General features: G+C 29.9%; 20 protein-coding genes. 2 read left to right on the top strand and 18 right to left on the bottom strand.

Annotation, left to right across the window (positions count from 1 at the left end):
• Nucleotides 1-59 precede the first annotated feature (59 nt).
• The 12 genes from ACRCYC_RS01250 to ACRCYC_RS01195 form a co-directional block, all read right to left on the bottom strand.
• Nucleotides 60-539 (bottom strand): hypothetical protein, encoded by a 480-nt coding sequence (locus ACRCYC_RS01250; protein WP_438617373.1) that lies wholly within the window; start codon nt 537-539, stop codon nt 60-62.
• A 215-nt stretch (nt 540-754) separates the two neighbouring features.
• Nucleotides 755-1,909, bottom strand: a complete 1,155-nt coding sequence (gene dnaJ / locus ACRCYC_RS01245; protein ID WP_438617372.1) for a molecular chaperone DnaJ — start codon at nt 1,907-1,909, stop codon at nt 755-757.
• Nucleotides 1,910-2,013: 104 nt separating this feature from the next.
• Nucleotides 2,014-3,846: a molecular chaperone DnaK gene (gene dnaK / locus ACRCYC_RS01240; protein ID WP_438617371.1), complete on the bottom strand. Its 1,833-nt coding sequence runs from the start codon at nt 3,844-3,846 to the stop codon at nt 2,014-2,016.
• Between the two features lie 65 nt (nt 3,847-3,911).
• Nucleotides 3,912-4,466, bottom strand: a complete 555-nt coding sequence (grpE, locus tag ACRCYC_RS01235; protein WP_438617370.1) for a nucleotide exchange factor GrpE — start codon at nt 4,464-4,466, stop codon at nt 3,912-3,914.
• 15 nt (nt 4,467-4,481) lie between these two features.
• On the bottom strand, nt 4,482-5,504 hold the full coding sequence (hrcA, locus tag ACRCYC_RS01230; protein WP_438617368.1) for a heat-inducible transcriptional repressor HrcA: 1,023 nt from the start codon (nt 5,502-5,504) through the stop codon (nt 4,482-4,484).
• Between the two features lie 101 nt (nt 5,505-5,605).
• Nucleotides 5,606-6,736, bottom strand: a complete 1,131-nt coding sequence (gene hemW / locus ACRCYC_RS01225; protein WP_438617367.1) for a radical SAM family heme chaperone HemW — start codon at nt 6,734-6,736, stop codon at nt 5,606-5,608.
• A 158-nt stretch (nt 6,737-6,894) separates the two neighbouring features.
• Nucleotides 6,895-8,223, bottom strand: a complete 1,329-nt coding sequence (locus tag ACRCYC_RS01220; RefSeq protein WP_438617366.1) for an APC family permease — start codon at nt 8,221-8,223, stop codon at nt 6,895-6,897.
• A gap of 280 nt (nt 8,224-8,503) precedes the next feature.
• Nucleotides 8,504-9,079 carry a hypothetical protein gene (locus tag ACRCYC_RS01215; RefSeq protein WP_438617365.1) on the bottom strand — a complete coding sequence of 192 codons (576 nt, stop codon included), beginning with the start codon at nt 9,077-9,079 and terminating at the stop codon, nt 8,504-8,506.
• A 31-nt stretch (nt 9,080-9,110) separates the two neighbouring features.
• Complete coding sequence (locus tag ACRCYC_RS01210; RefSeq protein ID WP_438617364.1) at nt 9,111-9,758, bottom strand: hypothetical protein; 648 nt, start codon at nt 9,756-9,758, stop codon at nt 9,111-9,113.
• A gap of 28 nt (nt 9,759-9,786) precedes the next feature.
• Nucleotides 9,787-10,611: a hypothetical protein gene (locus ACRCYC_RS01205; RefSeq protein ID WP_438617363.1), complete on the bottom strand. Its 825-nt coding sequence runs from the start codon at nt 10,609-10,611 to the stop codon at nt 9,787-9,789.
• Nucleotides 10,612-10,623: 12 nt separating this feature from the next.
• Nucleotides 10,624-11,322 carry a hypothetical protein gene (locus tag ACRCYC_RS01200; RefSeq protein ID WP_438617362.1) on the bottom strand — a complete coding sequence of 233 codons (699 nt, stop codon included), beginning with the start codon at nt 11,320-11,322 and terminating at the stop codon, nt 10,624-10,626.
• A 68-nt stretch (nt 11,323-11,390) separates the two neighbouring features.
• The gene (locus ACRCYC_RS01195) at nt 11,391-12,176 is read right to left on the bottom strand and encodes a hypothetical protein (RefSeq protein ID WP_438617361.1); all 786 of its coding nucleotides are present in this window, start codon (nt 12,174-12,176) and stop codon (nt 11,391-11,393) included.
• A gap of 179 nt (nt 12,177-12,355) precedes the next feature.
• On the opposite strand from ACRCYC_RS01195, the gene ACRCYC_RS01190 reads away from it, so the two are divergent.
• Nucleotides 12,356-13,036: a hypothetical protein gene (locus tag ACRCYC_RS01190; protein ID WP_438617360.1), complete on the top strand. Its 681-nt coding sequence runs from the start codon at nt 12,356-12,358 to the stop codon at nt 13,034-13,036.
• A gap of 79 nt (nt 13,037-13,115) precedes the next feature.
• Here ACRCYC_RS01190 and lepA read toward each other — a convergent pair whose 3' ends face one another.
• The 4 genes from lepA to gpr form a co-directional block, all read right to left on the bottom strand.
• Entirely contained in the window at nt 13,116-14,921 is a 1,806-nt protein-coding gene (gene lepA, locus ACRCYC_RS01185) for a translation elongation factor 4 (protein ID WP_438617359.1), read from the bottom strand.
• Nucleotides 14,922-15,054: 133 nt separating this feature from the next.
• The gene (locus ACRCYC_RS01180) at nt 15,055-15,312 is read right to left on the bottom strand and encodes a hypothetical protein (protein ID WP_438617358.1); all 258 of its coding nucleotides are present in this window, start codon (nt 15,310-15,312) and stop codon (nt 15,055-15,057) included.
• A 9-nt stretch (nt 15,313-15,321) separates the two neighbouring features.
• On the bottom strand, nt 15,322-16,314 hold the full coding sequence (gene spoIIP / locus ACRCYC_RS01175) for a stage II sporulation protein P (RefSeq protein WP_438617357.1): 993 nt from the start codon (nt 16,312-16,314) through the stop codon (nt 15,322-15,324).
• A gap of 12 nt (nt 16,315-16,326) precedes the next feature.
• A complete protein-coding gene (gene gpr / locus ACRCYC_RS01170) occupies nt 16,327-17,283 on the bottom strand; it encodes a GPR endopeptidase (RefSeq protein WP_438617356.1) in 957 nt (318 codons plus the stop codon).
• Between the two features lie 275 nt (nt 17,284-17,558).
• On the opposite strand from gpr, the gene rpsT reads away from it, so the two are divergent.
• A complete protein-coding gene (gene rpsT / locus ACRCYC_RS01165; RefSeq protein WP_438617355.1) occupies nt 17,559-17,825 on the top strand; it encodes a 30S ribosomal protein S20 in 267 nt (88 codons plus the stop codon).
• 170 nt (nt 17,826-17,995) lie between these two features.
• On the opposite strand, the gene holA is transcribed toward rpsT, so the two are convergent.
• Nucleotides 17,996-19,027, bottom strand: coding sequence for a DNA polymerase III subunit delta (gene holA / locus ACRCYC_RS01160; protein WP_438617354.1), 1,032 nt, complete (start codon nt 19,025-19,027; stop codon nt 17,996-17,998).
• Nucleotides 18,981-19,364: ComEC/Rec2 family competence protein (locus ACRCYC_RS01155; RefSeq protein ID WP_438617353.1), on the bottom strand; the 384-nt coding region annotated here is incomplete at its 5' end. The genes holA and ACRCYC_RS01155, both read right to left, overlap by 47 nt.

Below are 19,364 nucleotides of genomic sequence, written 5' to 3'. Positions count from 1 at the left end.
ATTAAATGTATAAATTTATTTTCTAAAGCAAAAAAGTGCTAACTTTAGTCAGCACTTTTTTAGCAACAATTATTACTTCTAACTTCTACTGGTACAATTTTATCTAAATCTGTACCCTTACAACACATTTTTATAAAGCCTCTACCAACTCGCTCTCCTACAAACGTAGTACAAAAGCATCCATCTCCGAAACTAAGTGCTGGACTAAAACTAAGATTACCCAAGCTGTAATCAGATAATTCAAATTCTATTATAGGATTTTTAATAGGATGACCATTGCCATCTACCAAAATTCCAAATATCATTTGCTTACATCCACACATAACTTCTACCTTGTATGGAAACATAAGCTTCAAACAAACAGGTTTAGGCCCTTGAGGCTTACACTCTGGCTTCTTTTTCTTTTTTCGACCTCTATAATCATCTTCATCTATTACCATATCATCACTACCTGAATTTATCTTATCTAATATAAACTCATGTAAATCTTCTTCGCAAGTTATATATTTTCCATCTATAACAAAATTAAAATTCCCCATATCAGCCTCACCTCATAACATATTTAGAGTACTATATATTATGCCTAGTAAGTTAAAATGGTTCACTCCATTTTCCACACACAAAAAGAGACTATATTTAGTCCTAGCAAAGGGTTAATATATAAGTTGCAGCTACATTTGCGCGCATCTTTTTAGCGTGCATGAAGCAAAACTTATATATTAACCCTGAGCGCCCTAAATACAGTCTCTTTTATCTATTTCCCTTTAAAGAAATCTTCTATTTTTTGCCCAAAAGTCTTCTTTTTTTCGTGAACTTCATCTCCACAAGACTCAGCAAAAGCTTTTAAAAGTTCTTTTTGTTTATCATTTAATTTCTTAGGAATCTCAACTACAACCTTAACATATTGGTCACCTCTAGAGTTTCCTCTCATTTTTGGTATACCTTTTTCTCTTAATCTAAATACAGTTCCAGTTTGAGTTCCAGCTGGTATGTTATACATTACCTTACCATCTAAAGTAGGTACTTCTATTTCATCACCAAGTGCTGCTTGAACAAATGTTATAGGTAATTCAAAGTAAACATCAAATCCATCTCTAGTGAACAATTCATGAGCTCTTACATTTACTATAATGTATAAATCTCCTCTTGGTCCACCTTTAGCACCTAAGTCACCTTGACCTGTTAATTTTATTATTTGTCCATCATCTATACCTGCTGGTATATCAACTTCTATAGTTTTAGTTTTTCTAACTTTACCACTTCCACCACACTTAGTACATGGAGATTCAAATACTTCTCCTTCACCGTTACATGTAGAACATACTCTTGAACTCATTATGTTTCCAAATGGAGTTCTTTGTGCAGTTCTAACTTCTCCTTCACCATTACATGTTGGACAAGTTTTCTTAGAAGTTCCAGGTTTAGCTCCTGTACCATGACATTCACTACACTCTTCTGTTCTATTTATCTTAACAGATTTTTTAACTCCAAATGCAGCTTCTTCAAATGATATATTTACAGTTTGTTTTATATCAGCTCCACGTTCAGGACCTCTTCTTCTTGGTCTTCCGCCTCCGCCGAAGCCTCCACCAAACATATCTCCGAATATATCACCAAATATATCTTCAAATCCGCCAGCTCCACCACCGAAGCCTCCGAATCCACCTTGTCCACCGAAACCGCCGTTTGCGCCTTCATGTCCAAATTGATCATAATTAGCTCTCTTTGTTTCATCTGATAATACTTCATATGCTTCATTTGCTTCTTTAAACTTTGCTTCAGCCTCTGCATCATCCGGATTTCTATCTGGATGGTACTGCATAGCAAGTTTTCTATATGCTTTTTTTAACGTTTGTGCATCAGCACCTTTATCAACGCCTAACACCTCGTAATAGTCTCTTTTAGCCACGCTTGCCACCACCTTTGTAATACATAACAATAGCTTGTAGACATCTACAAGCTATTATTAATTTTATATATTTATTATATACAAGTATAAATGTTTTTTAAATACTATTTTTGATCATCAACTTCTCTAAAATCAGCATCTACTACATTGTCATCTTGTTTAGTTTCTTCTTGACCTTGAGCTTGACCTTCAGCTCCAGCTTGTTGATACATTTGTTCAGCTATTTTGTGGAATTTGTTGTTTAACTCTTCCATAGCTTTATTTAATTCTTCAGCTGTAACATTTTCTTTTTCTTTTAATTCTTTTAATTTTACTATTTCAGCTTCTACTTCACTCTTAGCAGCAGGTTCTACTTTATCTCCTGCATCAGCTAAAGTTTTTTCCATTTGGTATATAGTAGCTTCTGTTTGGTTTACAGCTTCTATTTTATCTTTCTTTTCTTTATCAGCTTCAGCATTCATTTCAGCTTCTTTAACTTTTTGTTGTATTTCATCTTCACTTAAGTTAGTTCCTGAAGTTATAGTTACTTTTTGCTCTTTTCCAGTTCCTAAATCTTTAGCTGTAACATGAACTATACCATTAGCATCTATATCGAAAGTAACTTCTATTTGAGGTATTCCTCTTGGAGCTGGTGGTATATCAGTTAATTGGAATCTACCTAAAGTAGTGTTGTCGTAAGACATACTTCTTTCACCTTGTAAAACATGTATATCAACAGCAGTTTGGTTATCTGCAGCAGTTGAGAATACTTGAGATTTCTTAGTTGGTATAGTAGTATTTCTTTCTATTATTTTAGTCATTACGTTACCCATAGTTTCAATTCCTAAAGATAATGGAGTAACATCTAAAAGTAATAAGTCTTTAACATCTCCAGCTAAAACTCCACCTTGTATAGCAGCACCTGCAGCAACACATTCGTCTGGGTTTATACCTTTGTGAGGTTCTTTTCCTATGAATTTCTTAACAGCTTCTTGAACAGCTGGTATTCTTGTAGATCCACCTACTAATAATACATCATCTATATCAGAAGTTGAAAGTCCAGCATCTTGTAATGCTCTTCTAGTTGGTTCCATAGTTTTTTCTACTAATCCAGCAGTTAATTCATCAAATTTAGCTCTTGATAAATCTATGTTCATATGTTTTGGACCTTCAGCTGTAGCTGTTATGAAAGGTAAGTTTATGTTAGTACTCATTGTTGATGATAATTCTTTTTTAGCTTTCTCAGCAGCTTCTTTTAATCTTTGAAGAGCCATCTTATCATTTCTTAAGTCTACACCTTCAGCTTTTTTGAATTCTTCAGCTAAGTAATCTATTATAACTTGGTCAAAGTCATCTCCACCTAATCTGTTGTTACCAGCAGTAGCTAAAACTTCGAAAGTTCCATCTCCTATTTCAAGAACAGATACGTCAAAAGTACCTCCACCTAAGTCAAATACTAATATTTTCTTTTCTTGATCTAATTTATCCATACCATAAGCTAGTGCAGCAGCAGTTGGCTCGTTTATTATTCTCTTAACATCAAGTCCTGCTATTCTACCTGCATCTTTAGTTGCTTGTCTTTGAGCATCTGTGAAGTATGCTGGAACTGTTATAACAGCTTCAGTTACAGGTTGCCCTAAGTAGCTTTCTGCATCAGCTTTTAATTTTTGTAATATTATAGCTGATATTTCTTGTGGACTATAATCTTTTCCATCTATGTCAACTTTGTAGTCTGTTCCCATGTGAGTTTTTATAGATATTATTGTTCTATCTGCATTAGTTACTGCTTGTCTTTTTGCAGGCTCTCCTACTATTCTTTCTCCATCTTTTGTAAATGCAACTACTGATGGAGTAGTTCTCATTCCTTCACTGTTTGGTATTATTTGAGGTTCTCCACCTTCTAATACTGCAACACAAGAGTTTGTTGTTCCTAAGTCAATTCCTATTATTTTTCCCATTTTAATAGCCTCCTCGAATTTTATATGTTAATTGATTTTAATCAATTTAAATTTTATATTTTATATTAACAAGATACTTTAACCATTGCAGGTCTTAATGTCTTTGTATTTAATTTATACCCTTTTTGTAAAACCATAACCACTTGATTAGCATCAACTCCATCTACTGGTTCTTGCATAACCGCTAAGTGTAGGTTTGGATCAAATTCTTGACCTTCAGCTTTTATTTCTTCTAGTCCGAATTTTTCAAATGTAGCTTTTAATTGTTTTTGAACCATGTCTATACCTTTATACATACTATCTTCTTTATCAGTACAAGCATCCATAGCTCTTTCCATATTATCCATAACTGGTATTAACTCATTTAATATTTTTTCATTAGCAAATATGCCCATAGTTTCTTTCTCTTGTTGAGTTCTTCTTCTATAGTTTGCATATTCTGCTTGAAGTCTTTGAAGAGTATCTGTAAGTTCTTCTATTTTTTCTTCTTTGTTGTCAGATTCTAAGCTTTCTTTAGCTTCAGTTGCTTCCTCTATAGCCTCTTCAATAGTTTCTTCAACTTCCTCTGATGTATTATCGTTTATTTCTTCTTGTAATTCTTCTTGCTTATTATTTTCCAAAACTTACACCCCTAACTATTTTTTGTTTAGTAGTAGTCCCATATAGTTAAGTATTGAATATACTTTTGCATAATCCATTCTAGTTGGACCAATTAAACTAATTTTTCCTACTACATCTTTATCTATATTGTAAGTTGCAGTTATAATACTACAATCTTGAGCTACCTCGCAGTCATTGTCACTACCTATAATTATATTTAGGTTTTCTTTTTGAATTCCTTTTGATTTTAGCATATTAGATATATTCTCTTTTTCCTCTAACATAGTTAAAAATGTTTTTGCTCTAACTACATCGCTAAACTCAGGAAAATTAAAAATATTAGTTGCTCCACTTAATGACATTGATGTATTGTTTTCTTCAATGCCAAGATTTAATGAATCTATAAGCTTATCTATTATCAAAGAGTTTTCTGTAATTTCATATTTTATGTAATTTAAAAACTCTTCATCAATCTCAGATATATTTTTACCCGAGAGCTTTCTAGTAAGTTTATCAGAAATCAAATTAAGCTTAGCTTGATCAATTTGTATGTTAGTTGAAAGAGTAGTATTTTTAATATCACCTTTTTCAGTAACTATAACTAAAACTATACTTTTTTCATCTAATCCAACTAATTGAATATGTTTTATATTTTGTAAGTTTGATACATTTTTAGTAACAGCTATTGTTGTATAATTTGTTAACTTTGATATTAACTTAGATGTTTCATGTATCAAATCATTCATATAATTCATGTTATGATTTATTGATTCTTCAATTAAGTTCTTTTCAATATTATCTAACTCATATTCTTTCATAAGCGAATCAACATAAAGTTTATATCCTTTTTCTGAAGGAATTCTTCCTGAGGAGGTATGAGGTTGTATTAAATATCCTAATTCTTCTAAGTCAGCCATTTCATTTCTTATAGTAGCTGCACTTACGCCCAACTCATACTTTTTAGAAAGAGTTCTAGATCCTACAGCTTCTGCAGTATCTATATAGTCTTTGACTATAGCTTTGAGGATATCTAATTTTCTTTCATTTAACTCCGTCATAATCAAAACCCTCCTCTTTTGTTAGCACTCATTATGTTGGAGTGCTAAAAGATTATATATATTTTATATCACTTTAAATTTTCTTTGTCAACACTTTTTAATTAATTTATAAACTCTATAAAAACACTATTTGATATTTCTCTTCCCTTTTGAGTTAAAGAAACGTTGGAATCTTCCATCTTTATAAGCTTATTAGCTATTAATTTTTCTAAAGCATTTTTATATAGATCTTTAAAATCAATTTTAAACCTTTTTTCAAATATATCTAAACTTATTCCTTCATTCATTCTAAGCCCCATAAAAATAAATTCTTCTATCTTATCTTTATCACTTAATTTATTTTCTTCATTTATAGGCTTTAAATTTTGGTTTAGTTTGTTATTATACTCGTTTAAATCTTCTACATTCGAATATCTTGTATCTTCTATATACCCAGATGCTCCAGGCCCTAACCCTAGATAGTTATCACACTTCCAATAGATAATATTGTGTTTACATTCTTTTTCATATTTTGAATAATTAGATATTTCGTACTGATTATAGCCATTATCTTTTAATGTATTTATTGTGTAATTATACATTTCTATATCTGTATCTTCATCAAGAAGATTAAACTCATTATTTTCATACATATCATAAAGCTTGGTACCCTCTTCTAATATAAGAGAATATGCCGATATATGTGACGGATTTAATTTTATAATCTTATCTAAAGTATCTTTCCATTCTTCTTCTTTTTGGTTTGGAAGAGCATACATTAAGTCTATATTTATATTTTCAAAACCTATGTCTATAGCATCATAGTAGTTTTTCTCAAACTCTTCATATGTATGTATTCTTCCTATAGATTTAAGATGATAATTTTGTGTAGCTTGAAGACCAATACTCAATCTGTTTATGCCTATTTTTTTCATAGCTTCTAGCTTTTCTTTATTTATTGTTCCCGGATTGCATTCTATAGTTATTTCAGCATCCTCTTTTATATTGAAATTTTCATACATTTTACTCATAAGTCTTTTTAATTCATCAACTTTTAAAATACTTGGTGTTCCGCCTCCAAGAAATACTGTATCAAAAGACTTGTCCTTAAATTTGTCTTTATATAAAAGCATCTCTCTTTCTATATTTATTAAGTAATCTTCTTTTTCATTACTTTTAATTTTGTACGAGTTAAAATCACAGTAATAACATTTTTGCGCACAAAAAGGCACATGTATATATAGTCCTAACATAAGTTCTCCTTTGTATTAAATATCATTGTTTATATTATACCTTAATTTATATATATCCTAATCTCCTAATTAAACTTTTCTATTTTTATACTCATCTTATTTAATTTTAGTATAAAAAAAAGAGATAGTATTAAAATACTATCTCTTTCATATATTAATTAGTTATTATTTTTCTTTGTCATTACTGAGTAAACAGGTAATCCTATAGCTGTTACTATTAATCCACCTACTGCTATTACAGTATTGTTCATTAATTGGTTAACTATAACGAATAATCCACCAGCTATTGCTATTAATGGTATTATTGGATATAAAGGTACTCTGTAAGGTCTCTCTAAGTTTGGTTGATCTTTTCTTAACTTCATTACACCTACGAAAGTTAATACGTAGAATACCCATATTATGAATATTGTTAAGTCAGTTAATAAGTTGAATTGACCAGTTAAAGCATATAAACAAGCAAGTATTGCCATTAATAATATAGCGTTCGCTGGAACTCCACCGTTGTTTAACTTAGATAATGTTTTGCTTCCTGGTAATGTTCCTTCACAAGCTAATGCATATGTTATTCTTGGTCCAGTTAATAAGTATCCATTTAATCCACCAAATACTGATATTAATATACCACCAGTTACTAATTTACCACCTATTGGTCCAAATATCTTCTCTGCAACTAATGCTGCTGGAGCACTTACTTGTGCCATTTGATCTGCTGGTACAACCCATAAATAAGCTAAGTTTATAACTACATAAACTGCCATAACTATTGATAAACCACCAACTATTGCTTTAGGTAAGTCTTTACCTGGGTTTTTCATTTCCCCTGCTATAGCTCCAACATTTATCCATCCATCATATGCGAATAATGCTGCTATTAAAACTTGTCCTAAAACTGTTCCAAATGATAAGTCTTCTCCTATGAATGGAGTAGTTATAGAGTTATCTCCTGATCCATTTATAAATCCAAATACTATTATAAGGGCTAATGGTATTAATTTACATACAGTCGCTACTGTTTGTATTGTTCCACCTAATTTAGATCCTATTGTGTTTATTATTGCTAAAAATAATATAATTCCTAATGCTATTGGCAATACAACTGCCATATTTGTTTCGCTTTGTCCTATTAATGTAGCTGCCTGTTGTGCAAATATTACACCTAGTGCTGCTGCTGTAGCTGGGAAGAATAACACCGCTTGCATCCACCCTGTTAAGAATCCTAATCTGTCTCCATATATCTCTTTGATATATATCATCATTCCACCAGTCTTTGGTATTGCTGCTGAAACCTCAGCTGCTGTAAGTCCTGCTGCTATTGTTATAACACCAGCTATAATCCAAGCTAACATACCTAATCCTGGAGCTCCACCTGTTGCTGAATATATAGCTTGAGGCTTAAAGAATACCCCTCCACCTATAACCATACCAACAACTGTAGAAAGAGCTGCTGAAAAACCTAACGTCTTTTGAAGTCCTTTGTTGCTCATCGTTTTCCTCCTTATATTTCTGCGTTATTAAAATGTCCAATATGAATATTACTACATTTTTTCTTAAATAACAATACATTTCGACACTTTTATTTTTTTTTTTATATTATAGTTATAATTCTTCTTTATTTTATTTTTTATGATAACAATTTGCTAATTATTTATTAAGCATTTATTGGTTTTCGACCTTATTTTCATAAGATTCTAACAATTTTATATTTAATAAAAAATAAATAATAAAAGTCCACTTATAGATATCATACAAGTGGACTTTTATTATTTATTTTATCGCACCATATATTTTACATAATGGAACTAAATATATCAGAGAATTTTTTATATCTAAAAACCATCCAACATCATAGTCTAGATGTATTACGGTGCATTTGTTATCCCCTGTGGGTATAGGTTCATTTATACCACATACTCCTAATTTAAATACTCTATCCTCATATATCGGCTGTAGATATTTATCTTTAAAATAATCTATGAAACTATTCTTACAACAGCAATTTTCATCACATGGTGTTTCTAAGCTTAATAAATGATAATAATTTTTATTTAATATATTTATTATACTTTGATAATCCGATGCAGGATTTATAGCTACAGCATTCAAAAACTCCAAGCACAGTTCTATATTTACTGTTTCAACACCATTTTCTTCTTTAATTAAAGATATTAAATTTGGATATAAACTTTCTTTTAGCACAGATTTACTTAAACTCAAATCAGAAGCGTAATATACATCTAATAATTTCTCTGAGTCTACTAAATCTAAGTCTATTAATTGATTTATAATACATATAGCTTTTTTAAGTCCACATGTACAACAACAATCATTTGAGTTATTCAACTATAATCACACCCTTATTATTTTAGATAATTTATATTAAAGGAAACTTATCTAAAGTTATACCAGTTATTTCACATAAAGATAAAACATAATACGTTGTACTTGCTGTAGGATCTGTTATAACATTTTTAGCCCATAAAGTATCTGGATTTATAGCTAATATATCAGTTATTTTAAAGCTATTTGTGCTAGTAGATATTATAGCTGCATTAACCTTAGGTGGTGTTTGTAAAAATTCTCTTGTTTTTAGTAAATATTCTAATATTCCATTTTTACAACAACATGATTTTGGAGATACATATCTCACTTTATTAAATCTATTAGTTATATCTGTATCTTTAAAATTACAACTAGTGTTAGTGGTATCTATTGTAAATTCAAATCCATTTATTTTGCATATATTTAAGTATGTCAAATCTTCTTTTGTATCATCTGTATATATAGGTACTATATCTGGTGTAATATATAATATGTCAGTTATAGTGTTAGGTATGATTTTAATTGTTCCCCCAACATCAAAGGTTGGTAATGCAGGGTAATATTTTATTTCTTTGAAACATTGAGTAGTTGATAAAAAATCTTGATAAAACAAATCTAGTGCACATATTATTCCATCTTTACAACAACAGTCATCTTTTTTAGGGTATGGAGGTGTACAGCAGCCATTATTTTGATTCATATAAAAGTCTCCTTTCTATTTTTTAAGATTATGCAATTGGAGTGAATTTTGCTATTTTACAAGTAGGTATTCCCAAGTATACTTTAGCTGTATTATCGTAGAATATAGCTATATCAGAGTCAACTGCTGCTAAAGTTACTCCATTTATAGCTCCAAGACCTGTCAAAGTTCCTGATGATGATAATAATGTGTCTTTTATTATTAAGTTATACCCTATTCCTAAGCCATGTAAATAAAGTGCTTCTCCCATTCCTGGTCCGCAGTCGCAACAGCAATTACATTTAGGTGTATAGTAAAACTCCGTTCTAAGATCATTTAAAATAGTATCTGTAGTTGTTATTTTAAATTTAAATTTTATTACAGATATAGCACATAAAGATACTCTATCAAGACCAAACTTTACTAAATCATTATTTATAGATATAGTTGAAATTAAGTTACTAGTAGCTGTATTAGCTACATACAGTAATGCTGGTGGAACAATACAATCAGCATTTATTATATCTGAAGGTATTATATCGCCATATATACATATGCTATCAGTTGGATTATCTATGCTCAAAGATTTTTTATATAAATAGTCTAATAATTTTTTCACTCCATCTTTACAACAACAATCATCACCATCTCTTCCACTTGCTTCTACACTTACATTCACACTACTATTATTTCCTGTAGCGCTTCCACCTTGAGATGTACTTCCTTCTACATTTGGACAAAATGAGTTACTAGTATTTATTGGATTGTAACCTGGTGAACATGATGAATAGTCATATCCTCCACAACCACAAGAACATCCTGAAGAGCTTCCACAAGTGCTACAACATGCACCATAATTTGAATCATAAGCCATATTAACATCTCCTTATTTATAATATTTCGTGAATTTTGGATCACATATTTTCGAATTATAATTAGAACTACTATTACATTCACATGGACAATCATTCTTTTTACAGCTATAATTGCTCGATGTTGTACACACAGTGCAATTTATTATATTTTGTGAAGCTATATGAAGCACTAATTGAGCCAATTCAGAAACTTCACACTCTAATTTATTTATATCTTCAGTTAATGAACAAAGTAAACATTCTAGTATATCGCATTTACATTCTCTATGAGAATTTATTAGACATTCTATATTATTCAGTTTTGATATTATAGTTGCCATTATTTCTAATACTTCTATCAAAGAACAAAGAACTTTTGATACTAAACAACAATCCTTACTACATAAACATTTCAACTGACATAATAAATTTTTAATATTTCTCAATATACATTTAAATCTATCTAATTGTAGTAGATATGCATAACTTTTATTGCAGCTAGCATCATCTTCTATTTGACAAACAATACATATAAGCTTATCTATTAAATTATCACAATAATTTTTATTACAATCACAATCATAACAACTGCAATCTTCATCTATTAACAAACAAGCTACTTCTTTTATTAAACTATATTCATTTTTACAACAGCTACAATTACAAAATATATTAAACTTAATTTTATTCAATTCATTATATATAAATCTCAAACTGTCAATACAAATCATATTTTTACTCCTTTACTATTATATTTAAAGAACAAGCCCTATTTAGGGCTTGCCCCTTGAATTAAGAATTATTTACATCCTTTGTTGCAATTACAACCACAACCTCCACCTGGTCTAGGTCTATTTCCATAGCCATCGTTCATCATATTAGGAGGACACACAGGTCTAACTTTTTTAGGTGCACATGGTGCAACATAGCAAGGTGTACATTGTTGTAAGTTACAAGTTGCAAATCCTATAACTATAGCATTTAATTCGTTTACTAATCTTTCAAGTTCGCATAAATCATTTACAAAGTCACAAGCCATACAATCAAAGAATGCAACAACTATACTATTTGCATTAGCACTTGTTCTATCACAGTCAGCATAATAAACTAAAGTTGCAGATTTAGACACTGCAGATATTAACTTAGTCAATATTTGTAATAATAAGCACAAGAAATCTCCTAGTATTTCTGGACAAGTTTCATTACATACTATACAATCTAATCTATCTCTTAAAGATTTACATAAACAAGCAAATCTTTCAAATTGAGATGCTAGTCCATGTCCTAATCCCGTAACTTTTTTTGATATACAATCTAATGTATCACAAAGTATTTGAATAAGACCTGGATTTGAACCTCCACTGTCAACTAATAATAAATTTCTTATACTTTGCCAGCTACTACAATCAAATAGTGCTGCATTAGAATCATCACTAAACGGTATACAAACTCCTGTACCATCTTTTATTTGTGTATAAGCTGTATTAGCATTTGCTAATATGTTAGTATTAATTATAGATAATAATCCAGTTGATACATATTCTAAATTCCCTATATATTCACTTATAAATTTACAATCAAACATTTTTAAAACACTCCCTATTTTTTTTATTTTTTAGCGAGATTTGAATCTCAATATATATATATGGTCATAAACCAAATAATGCTACAAAAAAACCAATAAATTTTTTAAATAAATTGATAACTTTTGTTGGTTAAACAGCATATACATGCAATATATGCTTATTAGGGGTGAATATATCTATGAAAAGTAAATGTGACAGCAATAAAATGTTATGCCCTGTAAATATAGACAGAATATATGATTTTAGTAAGGCAATAAACAAACTTAGTTCTAATATACCAATTAAGTTTGATATTTGTTGTGATTGTTGCCTTCCTTGTGATTCTAAAATAGAAATAATAGAGACTAATTTTCAATATAATTTATGCAAAGTAAAAAAAAGTATATTACTAAATGGATATGAGGTTACTGAAGTATCTAAGAATTTGCAAGATATAATTTATCTTGAAGATAAATATATAAATTTAGCTGATAACAGTTGTGAAGAGTTAATTTTGACTGTAGCCGAACATATAAAAGCTGACTTTGAAATTAAAGTTCATATAAAAGGTTTTGCATATATAGGTAATTGTAAAAAAATATGTTTCGAGGCTTTTGGAGAAGGTGTTGATAAAATAGACAATATAATTATCAGCAATGCTCGAGTTCCAAATTTCATAAATAGCATAGAATCATTTTATCTCAAATTAAAAAATGAAATTATAGGTCTAGCAAGTCCAGACTATATTTTTTTCTCTCCAATTTATAACTATGATTCTAATATTGAAAATTTATTGGCAAACATATTTGTTAATTATTGCATAAATATTGATTTAACAACTCTGTCTTCATGTAGTTTAAATTTGCTTTGTCAAAAATAATAAAACTTTCTATATTTACACAACAAAACTTTAAATAAAAAATAGATGTATTACCTTTTAGGTAATACATCTATTTTTTTTAACTATCTAATTTTAATACAGACATGAATGCCTTTTGCGGAACTTCAACAGATCCTATTTGTCTCATACGTTTCTTACCTTCTTTTTGCTTTTCAAGAAGTTTCTTCTTACGAGATATATCTCCACCGTAACACTTAGCAAGAACGTCTTTTCTAAGTGCACTTATAGTTTCTCTAGCCATTACCTTATTACCAACTGCAGCCTGTATAGGTACTGGGAATTGGTGTCTCGGTATTTCACCTTTTAGTTTTTCACACATTGACTTACCTCTTGAGTAAGCTTTGCTTTCATGAACTATGAAGCTAAGTGCGTCAACTTGTTCTTTATTTATTAATATATCCAGTTTTACAAGTTTAGAAGGAACATAATCCTTTAACTCGTAATCTAGTGATCCATATCCTCTTGTTCTAGACTTTAGAGCATCAAAGAAATCATAAACAACTTCATTTAATGGAAGATCATAGTGAAGCATAACTCTCTTATCATCTATATATTCCATATTTATCATGTCTCCACGTCTTTCTTGACAAAGCTCCATAACAGTACCTACATAATCCTTAGGAACTATTATATCACCTTTAACCATAGGCTCTTCTATCATTTGTATCTCATCACGCTCTGGTAAGTTTGCTGGATTTTGTACCATAACTAATTCTCCATCAGTTTTTGTTACCTTATATATAACAGATGGTGCTGTAGTTATTATGTCTAAATCGAATTCTCTTTCTAATCTTTCTTGGATTATTTCCATATGTAATAGTCCTAAGAATCCACATCTAAATCCAAATCCTAATGCAGCTGAACTTTCAGCTTCAAACTCAAGAGCTGCATCATTAACTTGTAGTTTTTCTAGTGCATCTCTTACGTTTTCGTACTTTTCTCCTTCTCCTGGGTAAATACCACAGTAAACCATTGGAGTTGCCTTCTTGTATCCTGGCATTGGTTCATCAGTTGGATTATCAGCATCAGTGATTGTATCACCAACACAACAACTTCTTATATCTTTTATACTCGCTGCAATGTATCCAACATCTCCAGCGCTTAACTCGTCTAATTCTCTTTGTCCTGGAGCCATAACACCAACTTCAGTTACTTCGAACTTTTTGTTAGTGTTCATCATCTTTATAGTCATACCTTTTTTAACAGTACCACCAAATACTCTTACATAAGCTACAACACCTTTATATGCATCATAGTATGAGTCAAATATTAAAGCCTTTAAAGGAGCTTCTTTATCCCCTGTAGGAGCTGGTACGTTTTTAACTATAGCTTCTAATACATCTTCTATATTTAATCCACTCTTAGCTGATATAAGTGGAGCTTCACTTGCATCAAGCCCTATTATATCTTCTATTTCTGTTTTTATCTCATCCGGTCTTGCACTAGGTAAGTCTATCTTATTTATAACTGGTAATATCTCTAAATCTTGATCTATTGCTAAGTAAACATTTGCTAATGTTTGAGCTTCAACACCTTGTGCTGCATCTACTACAAGTAAAGCTCCTTCACAGGCTGCTAAACTTCTTGAAACTTCATAGTTAAAGTCTACGTGTCCTGGAGTATCTATTAAGTTTAAGAAATACTCTTGTCCATCCTTAGCCTTATAAACTAATCTAATATTTTGAAGCTTTATAGTGATTCCTCTTTCTCTTTCAAGATCCATGTTGTCTAATAACTGATCTTTCATTTCTCTGTCACTAACAAGCCCAGTATGTTGGATTAATCTATCTGCTAAGGTAGACTTACCATGGTCTATATGTGCGATTATACTAAAATTTCTCGTTCTACTTTGTTTGCTGTCCACCTTTATTCCTCCTTTTATTATTTATCATAACTTTTATTTTATAATATATCCGCCATTATGTAAATATTGATACTACAATTTAAAGTTGTATTGGTAAAAATAATATTAGGGTTATCAAAATGATAACCCTAATTTATCTTAAATTATTAAGTTTACTTAACTTCTCTTCTAGGTCTTTAACGCTTTTTTGAACAGAATTTCCTAGGTTATTTATAAATACTTCTATATTATACTTGTCAACTTCACCTAGCATAAGATTAGCTTCTTTATCTACTAAAAATACACATCCAGCCATTATGCATACCATAGTTATTATAAATACCATTCTACAAATAGGTTTTATAGCCTTTTTCTTATTTTTTTCCTCTATTTTTCGATCTGCACGACTCATAGATTAGACCTATATGCCTTTTTGCTTAAAAAACTCGTCTATAATTTCTGCTATATATTTAGTAGAGGCTTTTGCTTCTTCTGTCGTATTCATTTGACCTCCTACTTCTATTAAAAGAGGATTGTCTGATTTATATTGATTATATCTACCATTAGATTTTGGTACTATTGGTTTAGTTATTCCTGGATACTTACTTTCAGCAAAATCAGTTATTTCTTGTGCTAACTTTAAATTTTGCTCATAGTTTTCACTTTTTTCACCTACTACAAATAAAAACTTAGCTACATTTTCTCCATTTATATTAGTAGTACATGCATCATGAAATTTCTTTTCATCCGCCTCAGTTTCTAGCTTTCTACCATCTCTATGTAAATCTATGATCACATCTAAACTGTCATATTTAGCTTGCATAGTTTCTATAGTTTTTAAACTTCTTCCATACGCTCCTACAAATTCTGGAAGGTCATGATATGTAGTGTTATGTACTACAGCTCTTCCTCTTTTACTTAATTCCTTTGTAAGTACTGATCCTATTTCTAAAGTTGAATTTGCTTTATCATCTGAGTGATAATTTCCTGTTGGATTGTTTGCATATGTTTCTCCTCCATGTGTGTGATATATAAGTATTTCTGGTTGTTCTTTCGTAACCAATACATTGTCCACATATTGAGAACTTGAAACTGCTACTTCATTTGAATTTTGTTTAGTTGGAACATTTTCTTCTCCAACATAAGCCTTTATAAATTCATCTTCTTTTTTACTTGATTTATCCTTATTTTTATCTTTTTTTTCAGATTTATCTTTTTTGTCTTCATCATCATTGTTAGTAGTTTCTTTAGTTTCATTTTCTTCTTTAGGTTGTTCTAATTTGGTTTCTGGATAACTAGTATTTATAAGAAAATTCAAAAGCTTCTCATCTTCTAAGGCATACGAGGTTTTTACACATACCGCAAATGCTATGGAAGTTATAAGACCTAAGCTTATAAGTTTTTTTGATAACATACTATCTCCTCCTTAATTTAGAGTTCTTCCTGGATGCAATGATCTATTAAGTCCTTCGCTTATAATTATGGCTAAATTTTCTATAGTTTCATCGATATCCTTTGGAGTAACTATCAGATTTTTATCATATGGCTCTAATGAGTCTTTTATAAGATGGTATTTTTCATCTTCTTTTAATTGCTTTAACATATTATAGAATTCTTCACTTTCTTTTGATTGCTCCATTAAATTATCAATAGCAAGGTCTAATACATCGCTAGTAAGTGTGGCTGCATCAACAACTGTAGGTACTCCTATAGCTATTACATCAACACCCAAATATTCTTTATTTAAAGCTTTTCTTTTGTTTCCAACTCCTCCACCAGGAGATATGCCAGCTGTTGAAATTTGAATTGTAGAATTTACTCTCTCCATTTTTCTAGAAGCTAGTGCATCTATAGCTATAACTCTATCTGGTTTTATAGTATCTACTATAGCTTTTACTATTTCACTAGTTTCAATACCTGTAATTCCCATAACCCCAGGACTAAGCCCTGCAACTTCTGTGAAATCATCATCATAGTCTTTATTATAATTTTTAAAAATATGTCTAGTTACTAATGTTTTTGAAACTGCCTTAGGTCCTAGTGCATCTGATGTTATATTCCAATTTCCAAGTCCAATAACTAAAGTTTTTTTAGTTTTATCAGTTCCAAGTATATCAATAAGTTCATCTTTTAAATAATTTGTAACCTGCTCTCTAGACTCATCATCATCATACTTCATTAATTTGCTTTCTATTGTAGTATAAATTCCTATACCTTTATTCATAATTTCAGCACCTTGATCATCTAAAACTTCAACCTTAGTTACAATACAATCCTCTAACTCTTTTGTATCTATTTTAACTCCAGGGATGTTACTGGCATCATTGCCTTGTTCGTATATTTCTCTAGCCTCTAGTGCTAAATCTGTTCTCAAGCTTATCATAAAACTTCCTCCAAATTAAAAGTTTAAATTAAATCATACTAAAGATTGTTAACAAATTTTATAATTTTATAACCAAATAAAGTTAATTTAAATTTTTTTAGAATAATTAATTTGTATGTTGTAAAATATCTTGATATGGGTTATAATCTAAAAAGTCAAATGGAAAGATATTTAAAAAGTTAATAATAATTATCCTTGATTTTTAGATTTATTTCTGTTAAAATCTAATATGTTGACGATGAATAATATAAACTACTCACGAGGGGGTGAACCGGATGGCAAACATAAAATCAGCAAAGAAAAGAATAAAAGTTATCGAGAAGAAAACTGCTTTAAATAGAGCTAGAAAATCTCAATTAAAAACTGCAATAAGAAAGTTTGAAGAAGCTGTTACTGCAGGAAATAGAGAAGAGGCTGTTGCTAGATTCCAATACGCTCAAAAGAGAATATCTCAAGTAGCTTCTAAAGGAACTATACACAAAAACGCTGCAGCTAGAAAAGTAGCTAGATTAGCTCAAAAATTAAACGGAATGAACGCTTAATTGTCCGTTTATAATAGATATTGACCCTTGATTTTATCAGGGGTCTTTTTCTATGCAAAAAATAAAAGAACTATTAAAAATAATTTACTTCGAACCAAGCGAAGTGTAAATATATAATTGCATATTTACACCGAGCCCCACAGGAAGTAACCTTTTTTTTAACAGTTCTTTTATTGACAATACTTACTTACTAATATTTCTAATGCTAGAGTATCTTTCATTAGTCCATTTTTAATCTTAAAATCACTCTCTAATACGAAATTCAACATATCTACTACTACTTCATCAGAAAACAATCTACCTTGCTTTAGCGCCTTTGTAACTACAAAAGAATGAGCCCCAACTTTTTCTGAAATAACTTTAGCTGAATATCCTTGAACTTGAAGTTGTCTAGCTTGCATAACAAGTTTAAATTGTTTAGAAACCATAGCAAATATACCAAGCACTGATTCACCTTCTAAAATCATATCCGTAGCTATCTTCATAGCATGAGATGAATTTTTATTTCCTATCTCATCAATTAACTTAAATATATCATTTTCTACTTTCTTCTGAGACAATTTGTCAATAATAGGTTTAGTGACATTATTACCCTTACCTACAAAAGAACTTATTTTATTAACTTCATTTTCTAAATCAGATAAAGTTTTTTCACTATTTTTATCTCGATATCCTTCTTGTTCTATAAAATACATCACTTCGGAATCATTAATAAGTACTTCACTTTTCTTAAACTTATTTTTAATCCATTTAAATAAATCCATATCACTTAACTTATCACAGTGATTTACTATCCCGACCTTATTAATCTTTTTAACTAAACTCTTTCTTTTATCTACATCTCCATAAACTACAAACACGATAACTGTAGTACTTGGAATTTTATCTAAATAATCTATAAGTTCAGCTTCATCACTATCCGAGAAATTCTTTTTCTTGCCCTTTAAAAGTTCAAAATCTTTTATTATTAAAATCTTTCTCTCGTCCATAAAAGGAAGTGTCTCAGCATTGCTTAAAACCTGGTCTAGTGTTAATTCTTTTCCATCAAGGATATCCATATTAAAATCTATCATGCTCTCATTTAAACTGTTTTTACAAGTTTTAATTGCATTTTCTAATAAATAAAATTCTCTTCCATAGAAAAGATATACACTTTTAAATTCGTTGTTGTTCATGCTTCTGATGATATCCTTGTAATTCATGCTTTTGCTCCTTTACCGTCTTTATTTCTTTATATATCATATATATTACTATTACAATGTAATACATAATTACAATTAAATTATTAACCTCTTCAAATTCAATATAACTAAAACTTAAATTATATAAAAATTCTAAAGTATTATTTATAATATCTATTATAAGGCTGTTTATTATAACCATAAATTTAGATAATGTCAAACTTATTGGGAAAATTAAAGCACTTATAATGCTTAAATATATAATAATACTCAAAAAAGGCACAACTAATACATTACTAATCACAGAAACCAAAGATATATTCTTAAAATGAAAATACACTAAAGGTAAAGTAAGTAT

It is taken from the genome of Paraclostridium sp. (genome assembly GCF_051657365.1).
GTDB lineage: Bacteria > Bacillota > Clostridia > Peptostreptococcales > Peptostreptococcaceae > Paraclostridium.
Note: the sequence above shows the minus strand (reverse complement) of the source record. Positions and strands in the feature narration are given on the sequence as shown.